Annotated in this window: 12 protein-coding genes and 1 pseudogene; 2 read left to right on the top strand and 11 right to left on the bottom strand. The window is 52.8% G+C overall.

The window, feature by feature from the left end:
- Window positions 1–7 precede the first annotated feature (7 nt).
- The 11 genes and pseudogenes from WFK81_RS19495 to WFK81_RS19545 all read right to left on the bottom strand — a co-directional run bounded on the left by WFK81_RS19495 (window position 8) and on the right by WFK81_RS19545 (window position 16,184).
- Window positions 8–2,905 (bottom strand): DEAD/DEAH box helicase, encoded by a 2,898-nt coding sequence (locus WFK81_RS19495; protein WP_336788053.1) that lies wholly within the window; start codon window positions 2,903–2,905, stop codon window positions 8–10.
- The gene (locus WFK81_RS19500; protein WP_336788054.1) at window positions 2,902–4,488 is read right to left on the bottom strand and encodes an SWIM zinc finger family protein; all 1,587 of its coding nucleotides are present in this window, start codon (window positions 4,486–4,488) and stop codon (window positions 2,902–2,904) included. Before WFK81_RS19500 ends, WFK81_RS19495 begins: the two co-directional genes overlap by 4 nt.
- A 133-nt stretch (window positions 4,489–4,621) precedes the next feature.
- On the bottom strand, window positions 4,622–6,367 hold the full coding sequence (locus tag WFK81_RS19505) for a sensor histidine kinase (protein ID WP_336788055.1): 1,746 nt from the start codon (window positions 6,365–6,367) through the stop codon (window positions 4,622–4,624).
- Between the two features lie 100 nt (window positions 6,368–6,467).
- Window positions 6,468–7,145 (bottom strand): tetratricopeptide repeat protein, encoded by a 678-nt coding sequence (locus WFK81_RS19510; protein WP_336788056.1) that lies wholly within the window; start codon window positions 7,143–7,145, stop codon window positions 6,468–6,470.
- Between the two features lie 346 nt (window positions 7,146–7,491).
- Window positions 7,492–7,812, bottom strand: a complete 321-nt coding sequence (locus WFK81_RS30990) for a hypothetical protein (protein ID WP_442956082.1) — start codon at window positions 7,810–7,812, stop codon at window positions 7,492–7,494.
- 57 nt (window positions 7,813–7,869) lie between these two features.
- A pseudogene (locus tag WFK81_RS30995) lies at window positions 7,870–9,470 on the bottom strand (glycoside hydrolase family 127 protein); the annotation flags it as partial.
- On the bottom strand, window positions 9,356–10,186 hold the full coding sequence (locus tag WFK81_RS19525; protein ID WP_116393833.1) for a carbohydrate ABC transporter permease: 831 nt from the start codon (window positions 10,184–10,186) through the stop codon (window positions 9,356–9,358). The gene WFK81_RS19525 and the pseudogene WFK81_RS30995, both read right to left, overlap by 115 nt.
- Entirely contained in the window at window positions 10,183–11,130 is a 948-nt protein-coding gene (locus tag WFK81_RS19530; protein ID WP_127494995.1) for a carbohydrate ABC transporter permease, read from the bottom strand. The genes WFK81_RS19525 and WFK81_RS19530 overlap by 4 nt, the downstream gene beginning before the upstream one ends.
- A 91-nt stretch (window positions 11,131–11,221) precedes the next feature.
- Window positions 11,222–12,676 carry an ABC transporter substrate-binding protein gene (locus WFK81_RS19535; protein WP_127494996.1) on the bottom strand — a complete coding sequence of 485 codons (1,455 nt, stop codon included), beginning with the start codon at window positions 12,674–12,676 and terminating at the stop codon, window positions 11,222–11,224.
- A gap of 119 nt (window positions 12,677–12,795) precedes the next feature.
- Window positions 12,796–14,571: a sensor histidine kinase gene (locus tag WFK81_RS19540; protein WP_201003896.1), complete on the bottom strand. Its 1,776-nt coding sequence runs from the start codon at window positions 14,569–14,571 to the stop codon at window positions 12,796–12,798.
- Window positions 14,568–16,184: a response regulator transcription factor gene (locus WFK81_RS19545; RefSeq protein WP_336788058.1), complete on the bottom strand. Its 1,617-nt coding sequence runs from the start codon at window positions 16,182–16,184 to the stop codon at window positions 14,568–14,570. Before WFK81_RS19545 ends, WFK81_RS19540 begins: the two co-directional genes overlap by 4 nt.
- A gap of 195 nt (window positions 16,185–16,379) precedes the next feature.
- Here WFK81_RS19545 and WFK81_RS19550 point away from each other — a divergent pair, with 195 nt between their 5' ends.
- Together WFK81_RS19550 and WFK81_RS19555 are read left to right on the top strand one after the other, a co-directional pair.
- Window positions 16,380–18,008, top strand: a complete 1,629-nt coding sequence (locus tag WFK81_RS19550; RefSeq protein ID WP_336788059.1) for a catalase — start codon at window positions 16,380–16,382, stop codon at window positions 18,006–18,008.
- Window positions 18,009–18,208: 200 nt separating this feature from the next.
- On the top strand, window positions 18,209–18,433 hold the full coding sequence (locus WFK81_RS19555; protein ID WP_006040330.1) for a helix-turn-helix domain-containing protein: 225 nt from the start codon (window positions 18,209–18,211) through the stop codon (window positions 18,431–18,433).
- The last annotated feature ends 139 nt before the right edge of the window (window positions 18,434–18,572 follow it).

Here is an 18,572-nt window from a genome sequence, read left to right on the forward strand (position 1 = left end):
ATCCCCCTCATCCCTTCAGCCAGTTTTTGCGAAGAGCGAACAGCTCCTTCAGCTCATCCGTGGACAACTCGGTAATCCATTGCTCCGACTGCCCAACGACCTGCTCGTTCAGCTGCTGCTTCCGTTCAATCATCTCGTCGATTTTTTCCTCAAGCGTGCCAAGCGTAATAAACTTATGGACCTGTACCTGCTTCGTCTGACCAATCCGGAAAGCACGGTCCGTCGCCTGATTCTCGACCGCAGGATTCCACCACCGGTCGAAATGGAAGACATGATTCGCGGCCGTAAGGTTAAGACCGGTACCTCCGGCTTTAAGCGACAGCACAAATGCGCAGCATGGCTCCTCCGGATTCTGAAACTTCTCGATCATTTCATCCCGCTTGGCCTTAGGCACTCCGCCGTGCAAATACGGAACCGGAAGCCCCAGTCGTTCCTCCAGAAGCTTCTTAAGCTGCTCGCCCATATCCACGAACTGGGTAAAAATCAGGCAGCGTTCGCCTTCCGATGCAATCTCCTCGACCATCTCCAGCAGCCGAGCTACCTTGTTCGAGCGGCTGTCATCCCACTGCTGCTGAAGCTCGCGCTCTTCATTCAGCATTGCCGGATGATCGCATAGCTGCTTCAGTCTCGTAAGCGAAGCCAGAATCAAGCCACGGCGCTGCATCGGGCCCAGCTTATCCAGCTTCTCGAGCAGATCGGCAACGATATTTTCGTAGATCGCCCCTTGCTCCGCCGTTAAGGTCAAATAAGTCTTTGCTTCATTCTTTTCCGGCAGCGACAGCTGAATCGCGGGATCCTTCTTCACCCTGCGGAGCATAAACGGCTTCACCCAGCGCTGAAGGCCGCTGATAACCTGTTCGTCACGGGTGCGTTCAATCGGAAGCACAATAGCCTTGCGGAACTCGCCCATGCTGCCAAGGTAACCCGGATTAATGAAATCGTAGATCGACCAAAGCTCGGTCAGCCGGTTTTCCATCGGCGTGCCGGTCAGCGCGATCCGGTGATGCGCCGGCAGCGCGCGAATAGCGGCAGACTGCTTCGTGTATACGTTTTTTATATTTTGCGCCTCATCCAGACAGAGAGCATCCCACTCGATCTGATTCAGCTCTTCTTCATCAATTTGGGCAAGAGAGTATGACGTGATGACGATATCGGCACCTGCAACCGCTTCTTGAAGCTCCTCCCCTTTTTCCCTTTTTGGGCCGTAATGGAGATAAGCCGTAAGGGATGGTGCGAACTTCTCCAGCTCCTTCTGCCAGTTGCCGATGACGGAAGTCGGACAAATCAGAAGAGAAGGTCCGAGACTCTGGTTTCCGTGCTCCTTCACATAGGACAGATAAGCCATGAATTGAATCGTCTTGCCAAGACCCATATCATCGGCAAGCACGCCGCCAAGGCCAAATCTGCGGAGAAACAGCAGCCACGAAACTCCCTGCAGCTGGTACGGCCTTAAGGAGCCGCGGAAGCTTGCAGGTATATCCACCAGTGGAATTTCAGCCGTGTGCTGAAGCTGCTCGAGCCATCTCGTCAGATGATCGTTCAGCTCAACCTCTGCCCGCAGCGCGATGGAAGCATCCTCTCCGTCTTCCATAACGGAGCCGCCTAGCAAATGCATCTCCATCACGTCGCGGAACGACAGCCCTTTGCGCTTGCCGACCCGCTTGATCCAGTCGCGAATCTGGGCGACATCCTGGGGATCTAGATGAACCCATTCGCCGCCAATATTCATGAGCCTCCGGTTCTCCTCGGCTAGCCGCATGAACTCGGACTCCGACAGATCGACATTGCCAAGCGCCATTTTCCAATCGAATTGTACGATCTGGTCAAGGCCAAACATCGGCTGCGCATCGGAGCCAACCGATGATTTCATCTTGGCTTTCAGCCTTAAGCGGCGGGAGCGTACCGCCTCCCACCAGCTTGGAAGCAGAACCGGGCAGCCTGCCTCAAGAAGCTGCAGGCTCGCCTTCTCCATAAAGAACCAGGCATCGTTATCCGTGAGCTGTCCGCGCAGCTTCTCCGGATCGGCCTCATCTCTCCAGTCCGGCAGGGCAGCAAGCCATTTGCCTTGTTCCTTCGCCAACCTGGCATCCAGATGGGGCTCCCAATCCGCGGGAAGCGGACCGTCCTGCGCAAACAAAGCCAGCCAGCGCCCTTTGACCCGCTCAACGGGAATCCATGGTCCGCCATTGCGGTCCTGCAGCGCGGGCCGAAGCTGCCAGCTCGCGCCTTCCACAGGCTCCGCCAGCTGCAGAGCCACCTTGAACGGCATCGTATCTTTATGAAGACCAAGGGCAATCAGCCAGTCCTCTTCATCGGCTGCCTTATGAAGCAGCACGGATTCTCCGCCTGCGGCGGCGGCAATTTTGCGCCAAGCCGCCGCGGCGTCGCCGTTTTGGGCCAAAATGTCTTCGACAGCCTCGCTTAACCACTGATCCGCACCGGTTATCCCGGTAACGCTAATAAGCTCCTGCCAGTCCGCGGCAAAAGCGGCCTGTTCCGCCGGAATCTCCAGCCGCCAAGCACGCCGGTGCTCGGACCATCTGCCCCAATCCGGTTGGAACCATCCCTCAAGCAGCGCTTCGCGGAGCTTGCCTGCCACACGCATCAAGCCTTGCAGCCGATCCGTCCATTCCACTTGCAGAAGCCGGACATGACGAGGCGAGGACAAATAATCGATTGCAAGCAGGGGAGGCAGCTTAAGCGCCTTCCCGATCTCGGAATCCATCTCCTCTACCTCCGCGCCATACCAGGAAGCCTGATGCCAGGCAAAGAGCACCTGCTTCAGCCTTGCGGGACTGTCCCCGCGGTCGGCCGCCGCGAGAATAATCGCACTGTCTTCCGCTTTATCGCCTTGCTTCCAATAACCGTCCACAAGTAACGTCCGAGCGCCGATGAATGATTTCATGTTACGATTTTTCCTTTCCACAACTCTTCCTGAAACGCGCGAAGCCGTTGATACTTGCTTGCGATTCCTTCAATGTAATGCTCCCATTTGTCCGCATGCTTATCGGCCTTGTACAGCCTCTCAAGCTTCTTCAGCTCTTTCACCGCAAGGCGGTAACCCTGCCGGTTGCGCGAATTAATGGCCTCTTCGATCGACTGATGATAGAGGGGAATCATGACGCTTGGAGCTGCTTTCGACACCTCGCGCACATTCTGAATGCCAAGATCATCCGGCTTCATGCCGATCAGAAGCTGAAGATCCGCCCATTCCTCGTACTTTTGCACCGCCAGCCAATGATCCGACAAATCCGCGTAAGAATGCGGAAGAAGGTCTACCATGTACCGGGTCCAGCGCGGTTCATCCGGCTGATCCGTATCGGCTCTTCGGCACAAAGTCATAAACGGTCCGATGGTTCTCGCATTTTTCACCCTGGAAATATGGTCGTACAGGAAGCCCATCCAATGGCCGATCAGTTCCCAGTCCCCTTCCTCAAGCCGCTGCGCGACGCAAGGATAGATCACCTTCTGCGAACGTTGGAAATCCGTCTTGCCGAAATGCGCCAACGCCTCTTCGTCATTGCGTCCGAAGAAACAGAGCATGGCCGCCGCCGTGTGCAAGAAGGTCTTATCGACAGGCTCCTCCGAATCCCGGAGCTCTTCCTTCCTCATGGCATCCAGCTCATGCTCATACCATTCGGCGTCCGCGGACATCCGCTCGCAAATTGCCAAATAAATATAGGTCCAATCAAACAGCTGCTGCTCGTTTTTCATAGCTCTGCTCTTGGCATAACCGGCTGCATAATCGACCCAGCTGCGGTCATGGCCGGTCACCTCGGAAGGCTCGAGCTCAAGCGCCAGCGTATAATAATGCTCTACCCATGGCTCCGCCATGCGCAGAAACGACATTTCGTGATAATAACGGCTGAACGAATCGACCGTCTTGATCGCCTGCTCCGCCTGATCGAGCACAAACAAAATCACGCTCATCCAGTGCAGCCGCTGACTCTTTTTGTCCCAATGCTTCGTTGTTCCCTTAAGCGCGGAAAGAACCGGCTGAAGGGCATGAAGCGAATGCCGGCAGCTTCTCCAGGTTTCACCGTATTCGGCGTCCATCCACAATCCCCATTGTTCCGGCGGCGCATCATCGGGCGGCTGGACTTGACGGCCGCTAAACTTAGGTACGCTTACGGTAACCGTACGCTGCTGCTTCTGGTCGCCGCCCAGAATTCGATCGTAAGCCGCTTTGGCCGCCGCCTCGCCGTCCAAACTGTGGCAATAGGCGAAATAGACAGCAGCCATATGTTTGCAATAGTCATTATAGGGACAAGTGCATTTGCTGTATCGAAAATGGTCTGAATCAAGCAACACCGAATAAACGTCAGACCCCTGCACGGCGCCGTATAACGTATCCTCGTCTGCCTGCTTGACATTCAGCACCTGGCCGCTCCGATAATAATTCCATCCGCGGCGAATGATCTCTTCGTTTAAATGCTGCCCCAGACTGTGTTCAAGCGCTGTATGAAGCTTATCATCAAGACTTGCCAAGTTCGTTCACCTGCCCTCTTTCCGTTCACCTAGCATCTTATTAGTATACCACAAAAAATGCGCCCTCTGAAAAGACAAAAGCAGCCCATTTCACTTCGTTGAAAGTGAACGGGCTGCCGAGTGACGAATGTTATTAGTGCGGGATACGGATAAAGAAGGTAATTCGGTCTTCTACGTCAGCATAGATCTGTATGGTACCTTTATACTGCTCGGTAATGGACTTGACGGTAAACAATCCAAGTCCTTGATGGGCGTCATCCTTGGTGGAGAAGCCCGCTGCAAAGAGCGGCTTTTCCTTAACCTCCCGCGCATTCGAGCATGTATTGGCGATGGAGAACTCGATAAAACCGTCTACCTGCTTTCCCGTCAGCTCAACCATGCGGCGTTCCTCGGGATATTTCATAACCTCATCAAAAGCGTTGTCGATCAAATTGCCAAGCATCCGGTTCACATCAAGCGTCTTAATCCCCATCTCCAGACGGTTAAGCCCGCTGAAGGAGCAGGTAAAAACTATCCGGTAGCTTTCCGCCTGCGAGATTTTCGAACGGATCAACGCCGCAATCGCCGGGTTGCCGATATTAATAATATCGTTCATCAGCCGGATCTCTCCGGTAAGCTCTTTCGTATACGCGACGAGCTCCCTCGATTTGTTCAGCTCCGCGAGAGAATGGATGGTCTGGACATGGTTCAGGAAATCATGCCTTTGCGCCCGGATGGACTGGAACATGCTGTTGATCTCGTCTACGTAAGTCTGCTGAGTCACCTCAACCACTTTCTCGCGAGTCTGCCTGAAATAACGCATCGCAAAAGCAGCGATCAGCAGACTGATGCCCGTAACGAGGAATATGATAATTCCGATGTTCAGAAACTGGCTGTCGAGCCTGTCCTGAATGATCTGATAATCGGACACAAGAGAAAGAACGTAGCCCTGAATCGGCGTCCCATTCTCGTCGACCAGGTTTACCCCTGCATCTGCCGAGACGGGTATAAACATTTTGAGCACATGCTTGCCGTCGATCGTTTCTTGAACGGAGACATTCTTGCCGGTATTAAAGGCTTTCTGCACATAATCGACGTCTTTATCCGCCTTATACCGGTACGTACCGTAGAAAACATCCTTCTGCAGCAAATGACCTTGGACTTCGCCGTCTTCATTTATCGTATCGAAGGAGCCCTTGCCAAACGTCTTTGGATTAATAACCGTCGCTTCGAGCAAGGAGTCGCTGCTTCCGATCGATTTATTGATCAGCTCGTTGATGCCCGTCAGCTTCTCGTATTCGGCAAGCGTCGTATAGTTCACGTACGGATCGATAATATAGTTCGTTGTTCCGTCGTAGTAGTAGCCCCATTTGTAAATGCTTTTGGGATCGGTTGACGCGACTTCAAACGGTCCGCTCCAGAAGTTCGGAAGCGTCTGGCCCAGCCAATCGATCTTAACCTCATGCTGGTCAAATAGCTGATTAAAGGCGACATACCAGGGATCCCAGGTTTTTGTCCCCTTTCCCAGCTCTTTCTCGTCCGAGGATTTGTATAAGATAATATTGTCTTTCGTCCGCTTCATCAGCGTGATATGTTCGACACCCAGCTTGGCGCTTAATTCCTTCAGCTGGTCGTTTGTCACCTTCTCCACATCCGGATCAAGCGCATATTGCGCCGCGATCGATACGACCCGGAGCTCCTTACCGATCTGCTCCTGAAACTTGTCGGCGCCAAGCCGGGATTGCTCGACGGAAAATTCAATCTGCTTCGCAACAGCCAGCATCTCATGGTTTAGCGCATCTTCCAACGTTTTTTTGGTTAGAAAATAATAAGCGGCATTGCTTAGTAAAACGATGATAACGCTCAAGCTAATCGCCATGAGCCAGATATTGCGCGGCATATGATGCTCCTTTAAGCTCTCGTAATGTAATTCGATTATGGATGATTTTCACGGAAACAACAATACGGCATGCGGCAAAATAAACAAGCAGTTCTTTCCATCACCCGCGGGTCTTCCGAATGAACAAACGAATCGCCCACTTGCGCTCGACCCGCTTCTTGTATCGGGGCAATGACCGGTAAATCCGCAGCCCTTCCCTAACCGCCTCCATTGCATCCTCTTTGCGGTTCATCTGCTCGTAAATATCCGCAAGCCGATAGTAGGCTTCGCAAGAGGACGAATGAATCTCCTGAAACGCTTCAATATAGGAGAGTGCTCTTTCCGCATCCAGCTTTGAATAATAGGCAGCCAGCCGCAAATAAGGAGCGCCGTATTTCACTCTTGGATTAAGCAGCAGCGCCTTGCTCATGGCCGCCTCGCCGGCTTCCGGTTGTCCGGTCTGCATCAGGCAAAGGCCAAGATCATCCCAATATTCGGCCGAATCGTCCAGCATCCGCTCCAGCGGCTCAAGCAGATTAAGCGCCTCCCGGTATTTCTTTTTTTCAATGAGAATCCGGGCGATTTCAACCTTGGCGGACGTATCGTTAGGAGATTGGGAAATATGCTTCTTCAGCTTGCTTAACCGCGAGGAACGGCGGATCGGCTTCAAGAGGCTTGGGGACAGACCGATAAACCGGCGATCTATGACATAAACGATAACCAACAGCGCAATGATGGCGATAATGGGATTTCCAAACAACCAGGTAAAGAAAACAAACAATAAAAAGAGTTTTCCCATGAGCCCCTCCTGAAAAGAATGTAAGATGAATCATTTTTCATAGCATAAATTTATTTTTTGCGTCATTTTGTGTCGATTTTTGCATCGTACATGCGCTGATTAGGGGAAATTTTGGTGAATTATGCATTAATAATAGTAGCATAAATCCTATCATCTTGAGAAATAGATTTCATCGATAACCTTATCTACTGAAAGCATTAAACGCCTGTTACAGGATATTCCGCAAGCAGTCCGATTAACATTAATAATCGGCGAAATTATGATTATAACACGAAAAAAAGAGCTGTCTATACAGCCTTTAGAAAGGGTGTATAGACAGCTCTTTACATTTCCGCAGCAACGGGTATTAGCTATACAGACTCCGGTCTTCGGCTTCGCGCACCCAGACCTGCATAAATCCCGCTTCCCGGTTATCCCACGCATAATAAGGAATCAACTCGCATGAACGTCCATCATCCGTCCTGCCGCGCAGTACCGTTACTCCGCCTAGCCGGTCGCCGGCATATTCGACAACAAACGGCTCAGCCGCTTTAAACGCGAACTCGTCATAGATAAGCTCCTGATTTCCCGTCTGCTCGATGCAATAAACGACCGGACCGCGCTGGAAGGCGATTCTTCCGCGGTTCGCTTCCACTTCTTCGCGGGAACGCACAGCGGTTACCGGCATATCCAGCTCCAGCACAACCGTGTCGCCGGGCAGCCATTGCCGTTTAAGCACAAGATAGCCGTTCTCCGCCAGCGCCTCCACGCCGGTTACGCATTCGCCTTGCGCGTAGATCCGGTAGCTTCCGCACCAGCCCGGCAGACGCAGACGGAGAGCGAATTCATCCGATTGCTCCGGATTTACGCGAAGCTCTACCCGGCCATCCCAAGGATAAGCCGTTGTTTGAGCAAGCTTCACGCTGCTTCCGCCCGCAAGCTGAACGGTAGTCTCGCTGCTTAAATACTGGTTCACCGAAATCCCGTCTTCCGACGCCGCATACACGTATTGGCCAATCGACGGCAGGAAGCGCGCAAGGTTCGTCGGACAGCAGGAGGTGTGGAACCATTCCACCCGGTGATGCTCGCCTTTGGAGGCGAGCGGATTTACATAGAAGAACCGGTCTCCGGATAACGAGATGCCCGACAACGCCCCGTTAAACAGCTCCTTCTCCACGATATCCGCATACTTGCCGTGACCATGCAGCAGATTCATCCGGTGATTCCAGAACGCCATCGCAATCGCCGCGCAGGTCTCGCAGTAAGCCGATTCGTTAGGCAGTCATAGTCAAACGTAAAGCCTTCATTATGGACGGACGGCCCGATGCCGCCCGTTACGTACATATTCCGTTCAACGGTATGCGCCCATACGCGGTCGAGCGCTTCCATGTAGGCAGGATCGCCGGAAGCGAGCACGACGTCCGCCATCGCCGTGTAAAGATACATCGCCCGTACGGCATGCCCTTTTACCTCTCGGATGTCTTTTACTGGCACATCGTCCTGGCAGTACGCCGGACCCCAATCCTCTTTATCCCAGATCGCTCCGACGCCATGGCCATGGCCGCGTTCCTCGAGAAGCCAGAGCGCAAGCTTCCAGTACCTCTCTTCTCCGGTCGCGCCAAACAGCTTCACGAGCGCCAGTTCAATCTCTTCATGCCCTTCCGCCCAGTGGCGCTTGCCCGGCCCAAACATCGAATCGTAATGATCCGCCATCCGGCAGGCGACATCCAGCAGCCTGCGCTTGCCCGTCGCTTGGTAATAAGCAACGGCTGCTTCAATCAGATGGCCGCCATTATACATTTCATGCTTTTCCATGTCGGTCCATTTCAGCTCCGGCGCTTCGAGGGTGTAATAAGTGGACAAATAGCCGTCGCTCTCCTGAGCGGCTTCGATCAGCTCCGCAATCCGGTCAATCTCTGCCTCCAGCTTGGGATCGCGGTCCGTCATCAGCGAGTAGGCCGCGCCTTCAAGCACCTTGTACACATCGGAATCGTTGTAGTACATGCCTTCAAACTTGCCTTCCGTCAATCCGCCGGCAATGGCGAAGTTAGCAATCCGTCCCGTTTTCTCGCATTGGTCCAGACAGACGCCCATCGTTACGTTTTTGAGAGTCTCCAGGCGCGGACGCCAGAAAGCATCATGAATCTTTACTTCCGAGAACGGAACTCCGCGCCAGCCTTTAATCCGTTGGTTCATTATTGTCACGTTTCTTCCCTCCCTATTCGCCCTAGTTAACCTTTCAGCCCGGTAAGCGTAATGCCTTCCAGGAAAAATCTTTGACCGATCAAAAAGACTAATACGCAAGGCAGTACAACGGCTGTCGAAGCAGCCATCAACAAATCCCATTGCGCATTATAGCTGCCTTGGAACATCTGCAGGCCCAGCGCAAGCGTAAAGCGGCTGTCGCTCTTCAAATAAATGAGCGGTCCCATAAAATCATTCCATGAAGCAAGGAACGTGAAGAGCGCGACAACGATTACGGCCGAACGGCTGAGCGGCAGCAGGATGCGCCAATAGATCTGGAAGTAGTTCGCGCCGTCCACTAGAGCCGCCTCGTCGAAATCCTGCGGGATTGACATGTAGAACTGGCGAAGCAGGAAGATATTAAACATGCCGCCCCCGAAATACGCGGGCACGATCAGCGGGTAGAACGTATCGTAGAAGCCAAGCTCCTTCCAGCCGATAAAGCTTGGAATAAGCGTTACCGCTCCCGGAAGCATCATCGAGGACATCAGAATGGCGAATACCATGTCGCGCCCCTTCCACTTAATGCGGGAGAAGCCAAAAGCGGCGATGGTACTCGAGACAACCGTTCCGAGCAGAACCCCGGCTACGATAATGAGTGTATTTTTGAAGAAGGTCCCAAACGGTACGACAGTCAAGGCCTCCTTGAAGTTTTCAAAGTGAAAAGGCTTCGGTATCCATTGCGGCGGCATGATGAAAATTTGCGACAAATCCATCACCGAGCTGCGAAGCAGCCAAAGGAACGGCACGATAAACATCGCGGAAACGATAAGCAGGGAGGTAAACCCGGCGGTAAGCTTCAGCCTGGACTCTCTCATTGTTTTTCCCCCTCATAATGCACCCAGGATTTCGAGGTCTTAAAGACAAACACCGTAAAGATCATAATAATGATGAACAATACCCACGCCAGCGCGGAAGCATAGCCCATTTCCGTATCGCGGAATGCGGTACGCCACAGATAGAAGACGAAGAACAAGCTTTTGTTATTGGGTCCGCCTTGGGTCAGAATGTACGCTTCGCTGAACACCTGGAAGGAGCCGATAATCGTCATAATGGTATTGAAAAAGATCGTTGGCGTCAGCATCGGAACCGTGATGTGGCGTAGCTTGCTGTACCAGCCGCCGCCGTCAACGTCAATCGCTTCATAATAGGATTTCGGTATACCCGACAGGCCGGCAAGGAAAATGATAACCGTACCGCCGATCCCCCATAATGTCGTGAGCACGATGGACGGGATAACGCTGCCCTCTCCGAACAGCCAGTTGCTAGTTGGCAGATGAAGCCAATTAAGCGCCATATTCAGCAGGCCTAAATCCGGATTCATAAGCCACAGCCAGATCATCGAAGCGGCAACCGCCGGGACAATGCTCGGCAGGTAGATAATCGTCCGGAAAATCGCCCGGCCCTTGACGTTCATATTAAGCAGGATCGCTAAAAAGAACGAAATAATGATAACCGCCGGCACGCGCAGAATAACGAAATAAAAGGTTGTGCCAAGCGACTTGTAGAACAAATCGTCTTCGCCGCTGAACAGCTTGACATAGTTGTCCAGACCGATAAAGCTGGTCGTGTCTTTAAAGACGTTGTAATCCGTTAAGCTCAAATATAAGCTGGCAATCATCGGCCCTAGCGTATAGATAATAAAGCCGAGTATCGCCGGCGCTGTAAAGAGCAGGCCGTAGAACAGGGCCTTGCGCTCCCTTTTGCTGCTCTTTCTGGCAACCGTCTTGACGGACTTGCCCGTGTTTGCCGAAATCTCCATGCCGTAACCCTCCCTGTCTATGGCAGAGGACAGCGATTCATCGAATTCCCGAACCGCTGTCCTCTCCTGTTATCCGCGGTTTGCGGACAGCTTACTCGACGTCGCGCCGGCCTTGTACTTGCTGCTGCGCCTTCGCGGCAATGGAATCAAGCGCTTCCTGGGCGGTCTCTTTGCCCAGCCACACTTTATCCAAAGCGGGGTTAACGACATCCATGATTTTATTGAAGTTTTTCACGTAAGCCGTAGGCGTTGCATGGCTGTGATTCAGAAGCATGTCAATAATCGCGCCGTTATAGCCGGATGGGCGGGCTGCCAAATCTTTGGTCCACTTGTCCAGCTTCTCGCTGTCGGTGTACCAATCTTTAGGAGCAGGCATCCATGTTCCGTTAGTCAGCATGTCAAGCGAAGCTTCCGGATCAAGCAGCGCCTTCAGGAGCTCCCAGGATTCCTGCGGATGCTTGGTCGATTTGAAGATGGAGAACATGCCGGCTACTACGGTCGTTACCGGCTCTTTCATAACCGGCAGAACGCCTACGTTATAGTTGAACTTGGATTCCGCAAGCGAGGACGAAGCCCATTGTCCGTCAATAGCCATCGCAACCTTCTTCGTCTGAAGCGCGACGTTTGTTCCGGGAATATTTTTCGATTGGAGCGGAGATGGAGCGACATGGTACACGTTGATCAGGTCGGCCATCTTCTGGAACACTTCTACCGCCTCCGGTTGGTTAAGGGCGAAGGTTTTGCCGTCGGCCGACAGGAAGTCGCCGCCGTTGGAGTAGATAAAGTTACTGTAAGCGCCCCACCAGGTTGGCAGGTTGATGCCGAATTGCTTAATATTTTTAGGGTCGAAATTCGGATCCGCCGCATTGCGTCCCTTATTGTCGAGAGTCAGCTTCTTCGCAACGTCTACGAATTGATCCCAGGTCCATGCTTTGGAAGCGTCGGATGGAGGCGGTTCAATGCCGGCATCCTTGAATACGTCTTCGTTATAGAACAGTCCGAATGTCTCCGGACCGGGACCGATGCCGATAATGTTGCCCGGCGCCTGGGAGTACGTAATATTCGGAACAATCGAATCGAGTGTGATCTGCTGATCTTTAGAAAGGAAGTCCTGCAGGTTAAGGAACTTGCCTTCTTCCGCCAGAGGGAAGGCAATGGTCGCGGATTCCATCATCGCGACATCCGGCTCGTCGTTGCCGGCTACCATTGTCGTCAGCTTCGTATCGTAATCGCCGCTGCTAATAGACTGAAATTCGACTTTCACGTTCGGATGAGTCTTCTCGAAATTGGCAATGGCGGATTTGTACGCCGCTACTTCCGCCGGTGCGCCCCAGCCGGTCAGCTTCAGCGTAATTTTTTCTCCGCTGCTGGCACCGGTATCGGCACCGGAACTGCTCGTATTGGCCGAGCCGCTTGCGTTATTCGTGTTGGATGAGGAATTGCCATTGCTGGAACTATCGGACTTGGTGCAGCCGGACATGACAAGCACGGCCGACAGAACCGTAACCATAAATGCGGAAGTGTATTTCCATCGATTCATAATCATTTTTTTCGAGCCCCTCTCTCATTTCATCCTCATGGCTCATAGCTGCAGTCTATGATTGCTTTTATTGTAGATGATGGATAACGCTTACAAAACCCGAGCATTTCTAGAATGGTGGACTTTTATTGGGTCTTGCTCGGCAGATGGATGACGATGCTTGTCCCCTTGCCGGGAGCGGAATGAATGCGGATGCCGTATTCGTCGCCATAGGCCATTCGGATGCGAGAGATCGTATTTTTAATTCCGATAGACGCGGATTCCTTGTACAATATCGTATCGATCCCTTCCTTGCTGATCCCCCGTCCGTTGTCGCGAACCTCGAAATAACGGCTGTCGTCCTCGATCCAGCCGCGTATCGTAATCTGCCCGCCTTCCTCCACGCCGCTGAATCCGTGCAGAATGGCATTTTCCACAAAGGGCTGGAAGAGAAGTCTTGGCAGCTTTTTCTCATAGAGCGCCGGCTCAATCTCGTAAGCGACCGTGAACTTGCCCTCGAACCTGGCGGACATGATAAAGAAGTAATTGCGCATCCATTCCAGCTCCTCCGACAGATGAACGGCCTCCCAATCTTTGCGGGATGTATAGTGCAGCATATTGGACAGGCAGACCAGCATCTTGCTGAGCTCCGTCTGGCGATTCTCGAGAGCGGTCCAGTTCATGATGTTCAGCGTGTTATATAAAAAATGAGGATTCATCTGCATGTTAAGCGCCTGAATTTCCGCTTCCTTCTCCTTCAGCTTGATCTCGTAGTTTTCTTTCACGAGCATGGCAATCCTGTCATTCATCCGGTTAAAGCGCTGGGACAGGAGACCAAATTCGTCTTTCCGGTCCACGTCCACGCGGGCTTCAAAGTCCCCTTCCCCTACCGAACGCATCGCGCTCATGAGCTTCTTGATCGGACCCGTAATGCGGCTAATGATGAAATAAGCAAACACTAGGGCTACTACGCTTAAGGCGATGGCGCTGACGATCGTTGACGTCCGGAGAACCGGAACCAGGGAGCTTACGAGCGCGGATTGCGGCGTAATGACAATCGACATCCAGCCCGTCACTTCCGAGCGGGCGAAGCTGACGATCTGGTTATGCCCGTTCAGCTTGATCCGCTGGCTCCCGCTGCCTTGCTCGCGGAAATGATCCATCCAGTCCTCATCAAAGCGCTTCGTTACCTGTGATTGGTCGCTCGAAGCCACGACGATATTGTCGGGATCAAGCACCATATACGAGGAGCCAGCCGGGATACTCCGCTCGAACAGCTCGTCCATCACCGTCGACTTGAAGCTGATCGCAAGCACGGGACGCTCGACTTCCGGCTTCAGCTTGACCAGCGTGCTGTCCTCCATGTGGGAGAAGTTAAGCAGCCTGGTTGCGGAGAACAAGTAACGGTAATCTATCGTCCCGTCTTGAAGCCAAGGCTGGTCGTACATCTTGATGAAATCGTAGGTCGGGTACCAGACCATCTTGCCCCCTGCCTTAACCGCTTCCTTGTAAATCGCGGACTGTACCGGATTGCCAAGCGGCATCAGCATCGTGCTTCCGAAGGTGTAGTAAGAGGTCCACAGCTGCGCGGAATAGACATCCGAATTCTGGGAGAAATATTTGCTTAAGATAGCCGTAACCTGCCGGTCGGCGGCGACAAGCTCCTCTTCTTTTGCCGGATTCAGGTTGTTGAAAATCTGGAACAGGTCCTTGTCCACGAACAAGGACCTGCTATTCTGGTCGACGATCCCCAGCTTGGTGTCGATCACGTCATTGTTTTTCATCACGACATCGTGAACATTGTTTTGCGCCTGCTCGGTAACGACCTTTAAGCTTGAATTGTAAAACAGCGTGCTCAGCACAAGCAGCGGCAAGGCGATAAGCGTCAGATAGCTGAGCAGCAGCCTTAATCGAAAAGTCATGGCCTATCCCCGCCCCCCGTCTGCGGACGCAGCGTATGCTTATAAGCTTCCGGCGACAACCCTACCTGCCGCTTGAATATCCGGGTGAAATATTTCGTATCCCGGTAGCCGCATTGCTCCGCGATTTCATAGATTTTAAGCCGCCCGCCGGCCAGCAGCTCCTTCGCAGCCCGTATACGGGCTTCCGTCAAATGATCGGAGAACGAGCGTCCGGTGCGGCTTTTTATCAAGGTGCTGAAGTAGGAGGGGTTGAAATGAAATTGTTCCGCTGCTCTATCAAGCGTCAGATCCTCCGCATAATGCCCCTGAATCCAATTCAGGCATTGCTCCACCGCCAGCTCCCCGCTGCCCTGCTTCCGGTCCGTCAGCGATTTGTGCACCTCAGCTAGTCTGACCAGCATCAGCTCCATCAGCATACCGCTGCTCGCGCAAGAAGGAATTGCCGTAGACGCGGTATCCGCGAGAGCGCTTCCAACCTGTTGGTCTATGATGCCCGAGGTCCGGCTCTTCAGCTTCATCAGCGTAAGAGACGCATAATTTTTCATCAGTTTCGGCTCCGTGTAACCCTGCGAGGACAGCTCGGCAAAGGCAGCCCGGCACATGGCTTCTGCTCTTTCGAGCGACTGCTCCTGCAGCGCTTCGAACAGCAGCTCGCCATCCAGCTGGAAGACGGGATTCGTATGGCCCAGCCCGATTTCATGCCCAAAGGTTACGACGCTCGCCCATTCCTCATGGAAAGCATATTCCAATGCTTCCTCCGCCTGGCGGTAAAGCTTGGGGATAAAGATCTCGGCGGGATTCAGACTATGCTCCGTCTGCAGAACCGCAATGCCATGGGAAACCGCGCCGCAAGAGCGCCATATCTCCGTCTGCTCCGTCAGGCAGGAGCGCAGCTCCTCTATACCTGCTGCCGGCTGGCTTTCTTGCTTTAAGACGGTGACAAGACGAATGCTGTGCTGCGATACGGTCTGCAGAGGGAATACGCAAGCCTCGCCATGGACGGACACCCTCTGCCTAAGCTCTTCAATCAGCTCCGGCAGCGGGAATAGCTGCCCGTCAGTTCGGAGTTCCGTCAAGATGAGAGTGTTTATTTGGGTTAGCAAAGTCCACTCTTCAAGGTCAACCTCTTCGCCCGCAGGAAGCTCACCGTTCAGCCACTGATGCAGAAGCCTGATCCGGTAGGCATTGGATGCGAGCTCAAGCTTTTGCTTCATTTCGGCCGACTCTCCGCGCTCCCGCTCTTCTTCCGCAAGCTGGCGGTCAAGCCGCTGCAGGAGGACCTCGACCTTTTCCATGTCAACGGGCTTGAGCAAATAGTCGTAAGCGCCGTGGCGGATCGCTCGTTGAGCATACTCGAACAAATTATAAGCCGAAACCATAACAACCTTGGTCGGCAGTTCCTCTTCCTTCAGCCTCTGCAGGAACGCAAGCCCGTCAAGCTTAGGCATTTGTATATCGCTAAGCACGACATCGGGCTGTTCTTCCCTGACCAAGGCAAGGGCGGCTTCACCATCCTTGGCCGTTTTCACCTTGGCATCCGGTCGCATCATTTGAATCATGCCGGCCATTCCTCTCAAATGCCGCGGCTCGTCGTCGACGATCAATATGTTCATGAGACTAGTCCTTTCCACCCTTTTGAAAAAGCAGGCTGTTTTCTTAATACAGTACTACGCGCCTTGCCGCTTGAATAGGGGGATAAGGCTTCAACTATATGCCAATTGTTTTCATAAACTTTTTCGGAATGAGGAATAGTAGTGGAGTATTAAGCGAAAAATCGACTTGATTTTGGAAATGGAGGAAATCCAAGAATGTCCGCAAACGAAACAAACGGCACTCATGCGGAAGGCGCTGGAGGTGCCGCCGATAACCGCAAAGCGGCAGGAGAAACCGGTCTGACGCTGACGACGAGACAAGGCCATCCGGTATCCGACAATCAGAATACCCGAACGGTTGGCAGCCGAGGTCCGGCTACCCTTGAAAATTACCATTTTATCGAGAAAATCACGCATTTCGACCGTGAACGCGTTCCCGAGCGGGTTGTTCATGCCCGCGGAGCAGGCGCGCACGGCTATTTCGAAGCTTACGGCACGCTTGGCAACGAGCCGATCGGCAAATATACGAGAGCGAAGCTGTTTCAGGAAAAGGGCAAGCGGACGCCTGTCTTCGTCCGATTCTCCAGCGTTATCCATGGCGGGCATTCGCCGGAGACGCTCCGCGACCCGCGCGGCTTCGCGACCAAATTTTATACCGAGGACGGCAACTGGGACCTGGTCGGCAATAACCTGAAGATCTTCTTCATCCGCGATGCGATGAAATTCCCGGACATGGTACATGCCTTTAAGCCGGATCCGGTAACGAACCTGCAGTCGATGGAGCGCTTCTTCGACTTTGTCTCGAATTCGCCGGAAGCGACCCATATGATTACCTTCTTGTTCTCCCCTTGGGGAATTCCGGCGAATTACCGCCAAATGCAAGGCTCCGGCGTCAATACATACAAATGGGTAAATGCGAAGGGCGAAGCGGTATTGGTCAAATATCACTGGGATCCGCAGCAAGGCGTCAAAAACCTGACTCAAGCCGAAGCCGAGCAAATTCAGGCTAAGAATTTCAACCATGCTACGCAGGATCTGTATGAAGCGATCGAACGAGGAGATTACCCTGCCTGGGAGCTGAAGGTTCAGATTATGGAGGATGGCGACCATCCGGAGCTTGATTTCGATCCGCTCGACGATACCAAGCTATGGCCGGAAGACCAGTTCCCGATGATGCCGGTAGGCAAGATGGTGCTAGATAAAAATCCGGAAAACTACTTTGCCGAGGTGGAACAAGCGGCATTCGGGACAGGCGTATTGGTAGACGGGCTGGACTTCTCGGATGATAAAATGCTGCAAGGCCGCACGTTGTCCTATTCCGACACCCAACGTTACCGCGTTGGCGCGAACTATCTGCAGCTGCCGATCAATGCGCCGAAGAAACGCGCCGCTACCAATCAGCGCGACGGCCAGATGGCTTTTTACGTAGACGTGGCTCCAGGTCAAAATCCGCATGTGAACTACGAGCCTTCCAGTCTGAACGGACTTGCAGAGGCCAAAGCCTCCGGCGAGCCCCATGAACCGCATTACGACGCGAATCTCGTCAGACAGAAGATTGACCGGACTAATGATTTTGCCCAGGCAGGCGACACGTTCCGCAAGTTTGAACCGTGGGAGCGGGAAGAGCTTATTCGTAATCTCGGTGAAGCCTTGGCAACCTGCGCGCAAGTCATTCAAGACAAGATGCTATCTAATTTGACGCAGGCGGATCCGGAATACGGCCGTCTTGTGGCGGAAGCCATTAAGAAGTCCTCCGCTGCGAACGCCGGACATGCGGGCACTTTCCCTGCTCGCGAGGGTATGGAGATCGCCGAGGAGCTTGGACACAAAACCGACGGGTACTAAGGTTCGGCCGAAGCACGGCAAAATAACATAGAAGGGCTGTCCCCCATGAGAAATAATGGCATGCGGACAGCCCTCTTTTATTATAAGCGCCTATTTTCCCTACATACAGCACCATTGCTGAGGCCATTTCATACAATAATTTGACTGTATCCCTTAACCTTGTTAAACCATAAAAACCCGAGCAAGGAGGGGTGACAAACTTGAAGGGTAGCGACCATAAAAGCAAGTTCTTATTAACACATCGTGAACGCGAGGTATTTGAGCTGCTGGTGCAGGACAAAACAACTAGAGACATTGCGCAGCAATTATTTATCAGCGAAAAAACCGTCCGCAACCATATTTCGAATGTCATGCAAAAGTTAAATGTTAAAGGTCGTTCGCAAGCGGTTGTCGAGCTAATCAAGCTTGGGGAGTTACAAATCTAACCATCCCATTCATGATTTGGGCTATTTCCAGTTTCCCCGCTCCTTATATAGGGTGCGGGGTTTTACTTTGTTTCAATTTCGACAAAGTTCTTTAATCTTACACTAAGGTTTCTTCGATACAATCATATGCATCAACCCC

It is taken from the genome of Paenibacillus sp. MMO-177 (assembly GCF_037147795.1).
Lineage (GTDB): Bacteria > Bacillota > Bacilli > Paenibacillales > Paenibacillaceae > Pristimantibacillus.

What these genes read in the sequence shown, in the direction of transcription:
- WFK81_RS19550 (WP_336788059.1), top strand. Translation starts at nt 16,380, where the DNA reads ATGTCCGCAAACGAAACAAACGGCACTCATGCGGAAGGCGCTGGAGGT.
- WFK81_RS30990 (WP_442956082.1), bottom strand. Translation starts at nt 7,812, where the DNA reads ATGCCGGTAACCGCTGTGCGTTCCCGCGAAGAAGTGGAAGCGAACCGC.
- WFK81_RS19545 (WP_336788058.1), bottom strand. Translation starts at nt 16,184, where the DNA reads ATGAACATATTGATCGTCGACGACGAGCCGCGGCATTTGAGAGGAATG.
- WFK81_RS19540 (WP_201003896.1), bottom strand. Translation starts at nt 14,571, where the DNA reads ATGACTTTTCGATTAAGGCTGCTGCTCAGCTATCTGACGCTTATCGCC.
- WFK81_RS19510 (WP_336788056.1), bottom strand. Translation starts at nt 7,145, where the DNA reads ATGGGAAAACTCTTTTTATTGTTTGTTTTCTTTACCTGGTTGTTTGGA.
- WFK81_RS19495 (WP_336788053.1), bottom strand. Translation starts at nt 2,905, where the DNA reads ATGAAATCATTCATCGGCGCTCGGACGTTACTTGTGGACGGTTATTGG.
- WFK81_RS19525 (WP_116393833.1), bottom strand. Translation starts at nt 10,186, where the DNA reads ATGAGAGAGTCCAGGCTGAAGCTTACCGCCGGGTTTACCTCCCTGCTT.
- WFK81_RS19535 (WP_127494996.1), bottom strand. Translation starts at nt 12,676, where the DNA reads ATGATTATGAATCGATGGAAATACACTTCCGCATTTATGGTTACGGTT.
- WFK81_RS19530 (WP_127494995.1), bottom strand. Translation starts at nt 11,130, where the DNA reads ATGGAGATTTCGGCAAACACGGGCAAGTCCGTCAAGACGGTTGCCAGA.
- WFK81_RS19505 (WP_336788055.1), bottom strand. Translation starts at nt 6,367, where the DNA reads ATGCCGCGCAATATCTGGCTCATGGCGATTAGCTTGAGCGTTATCATC.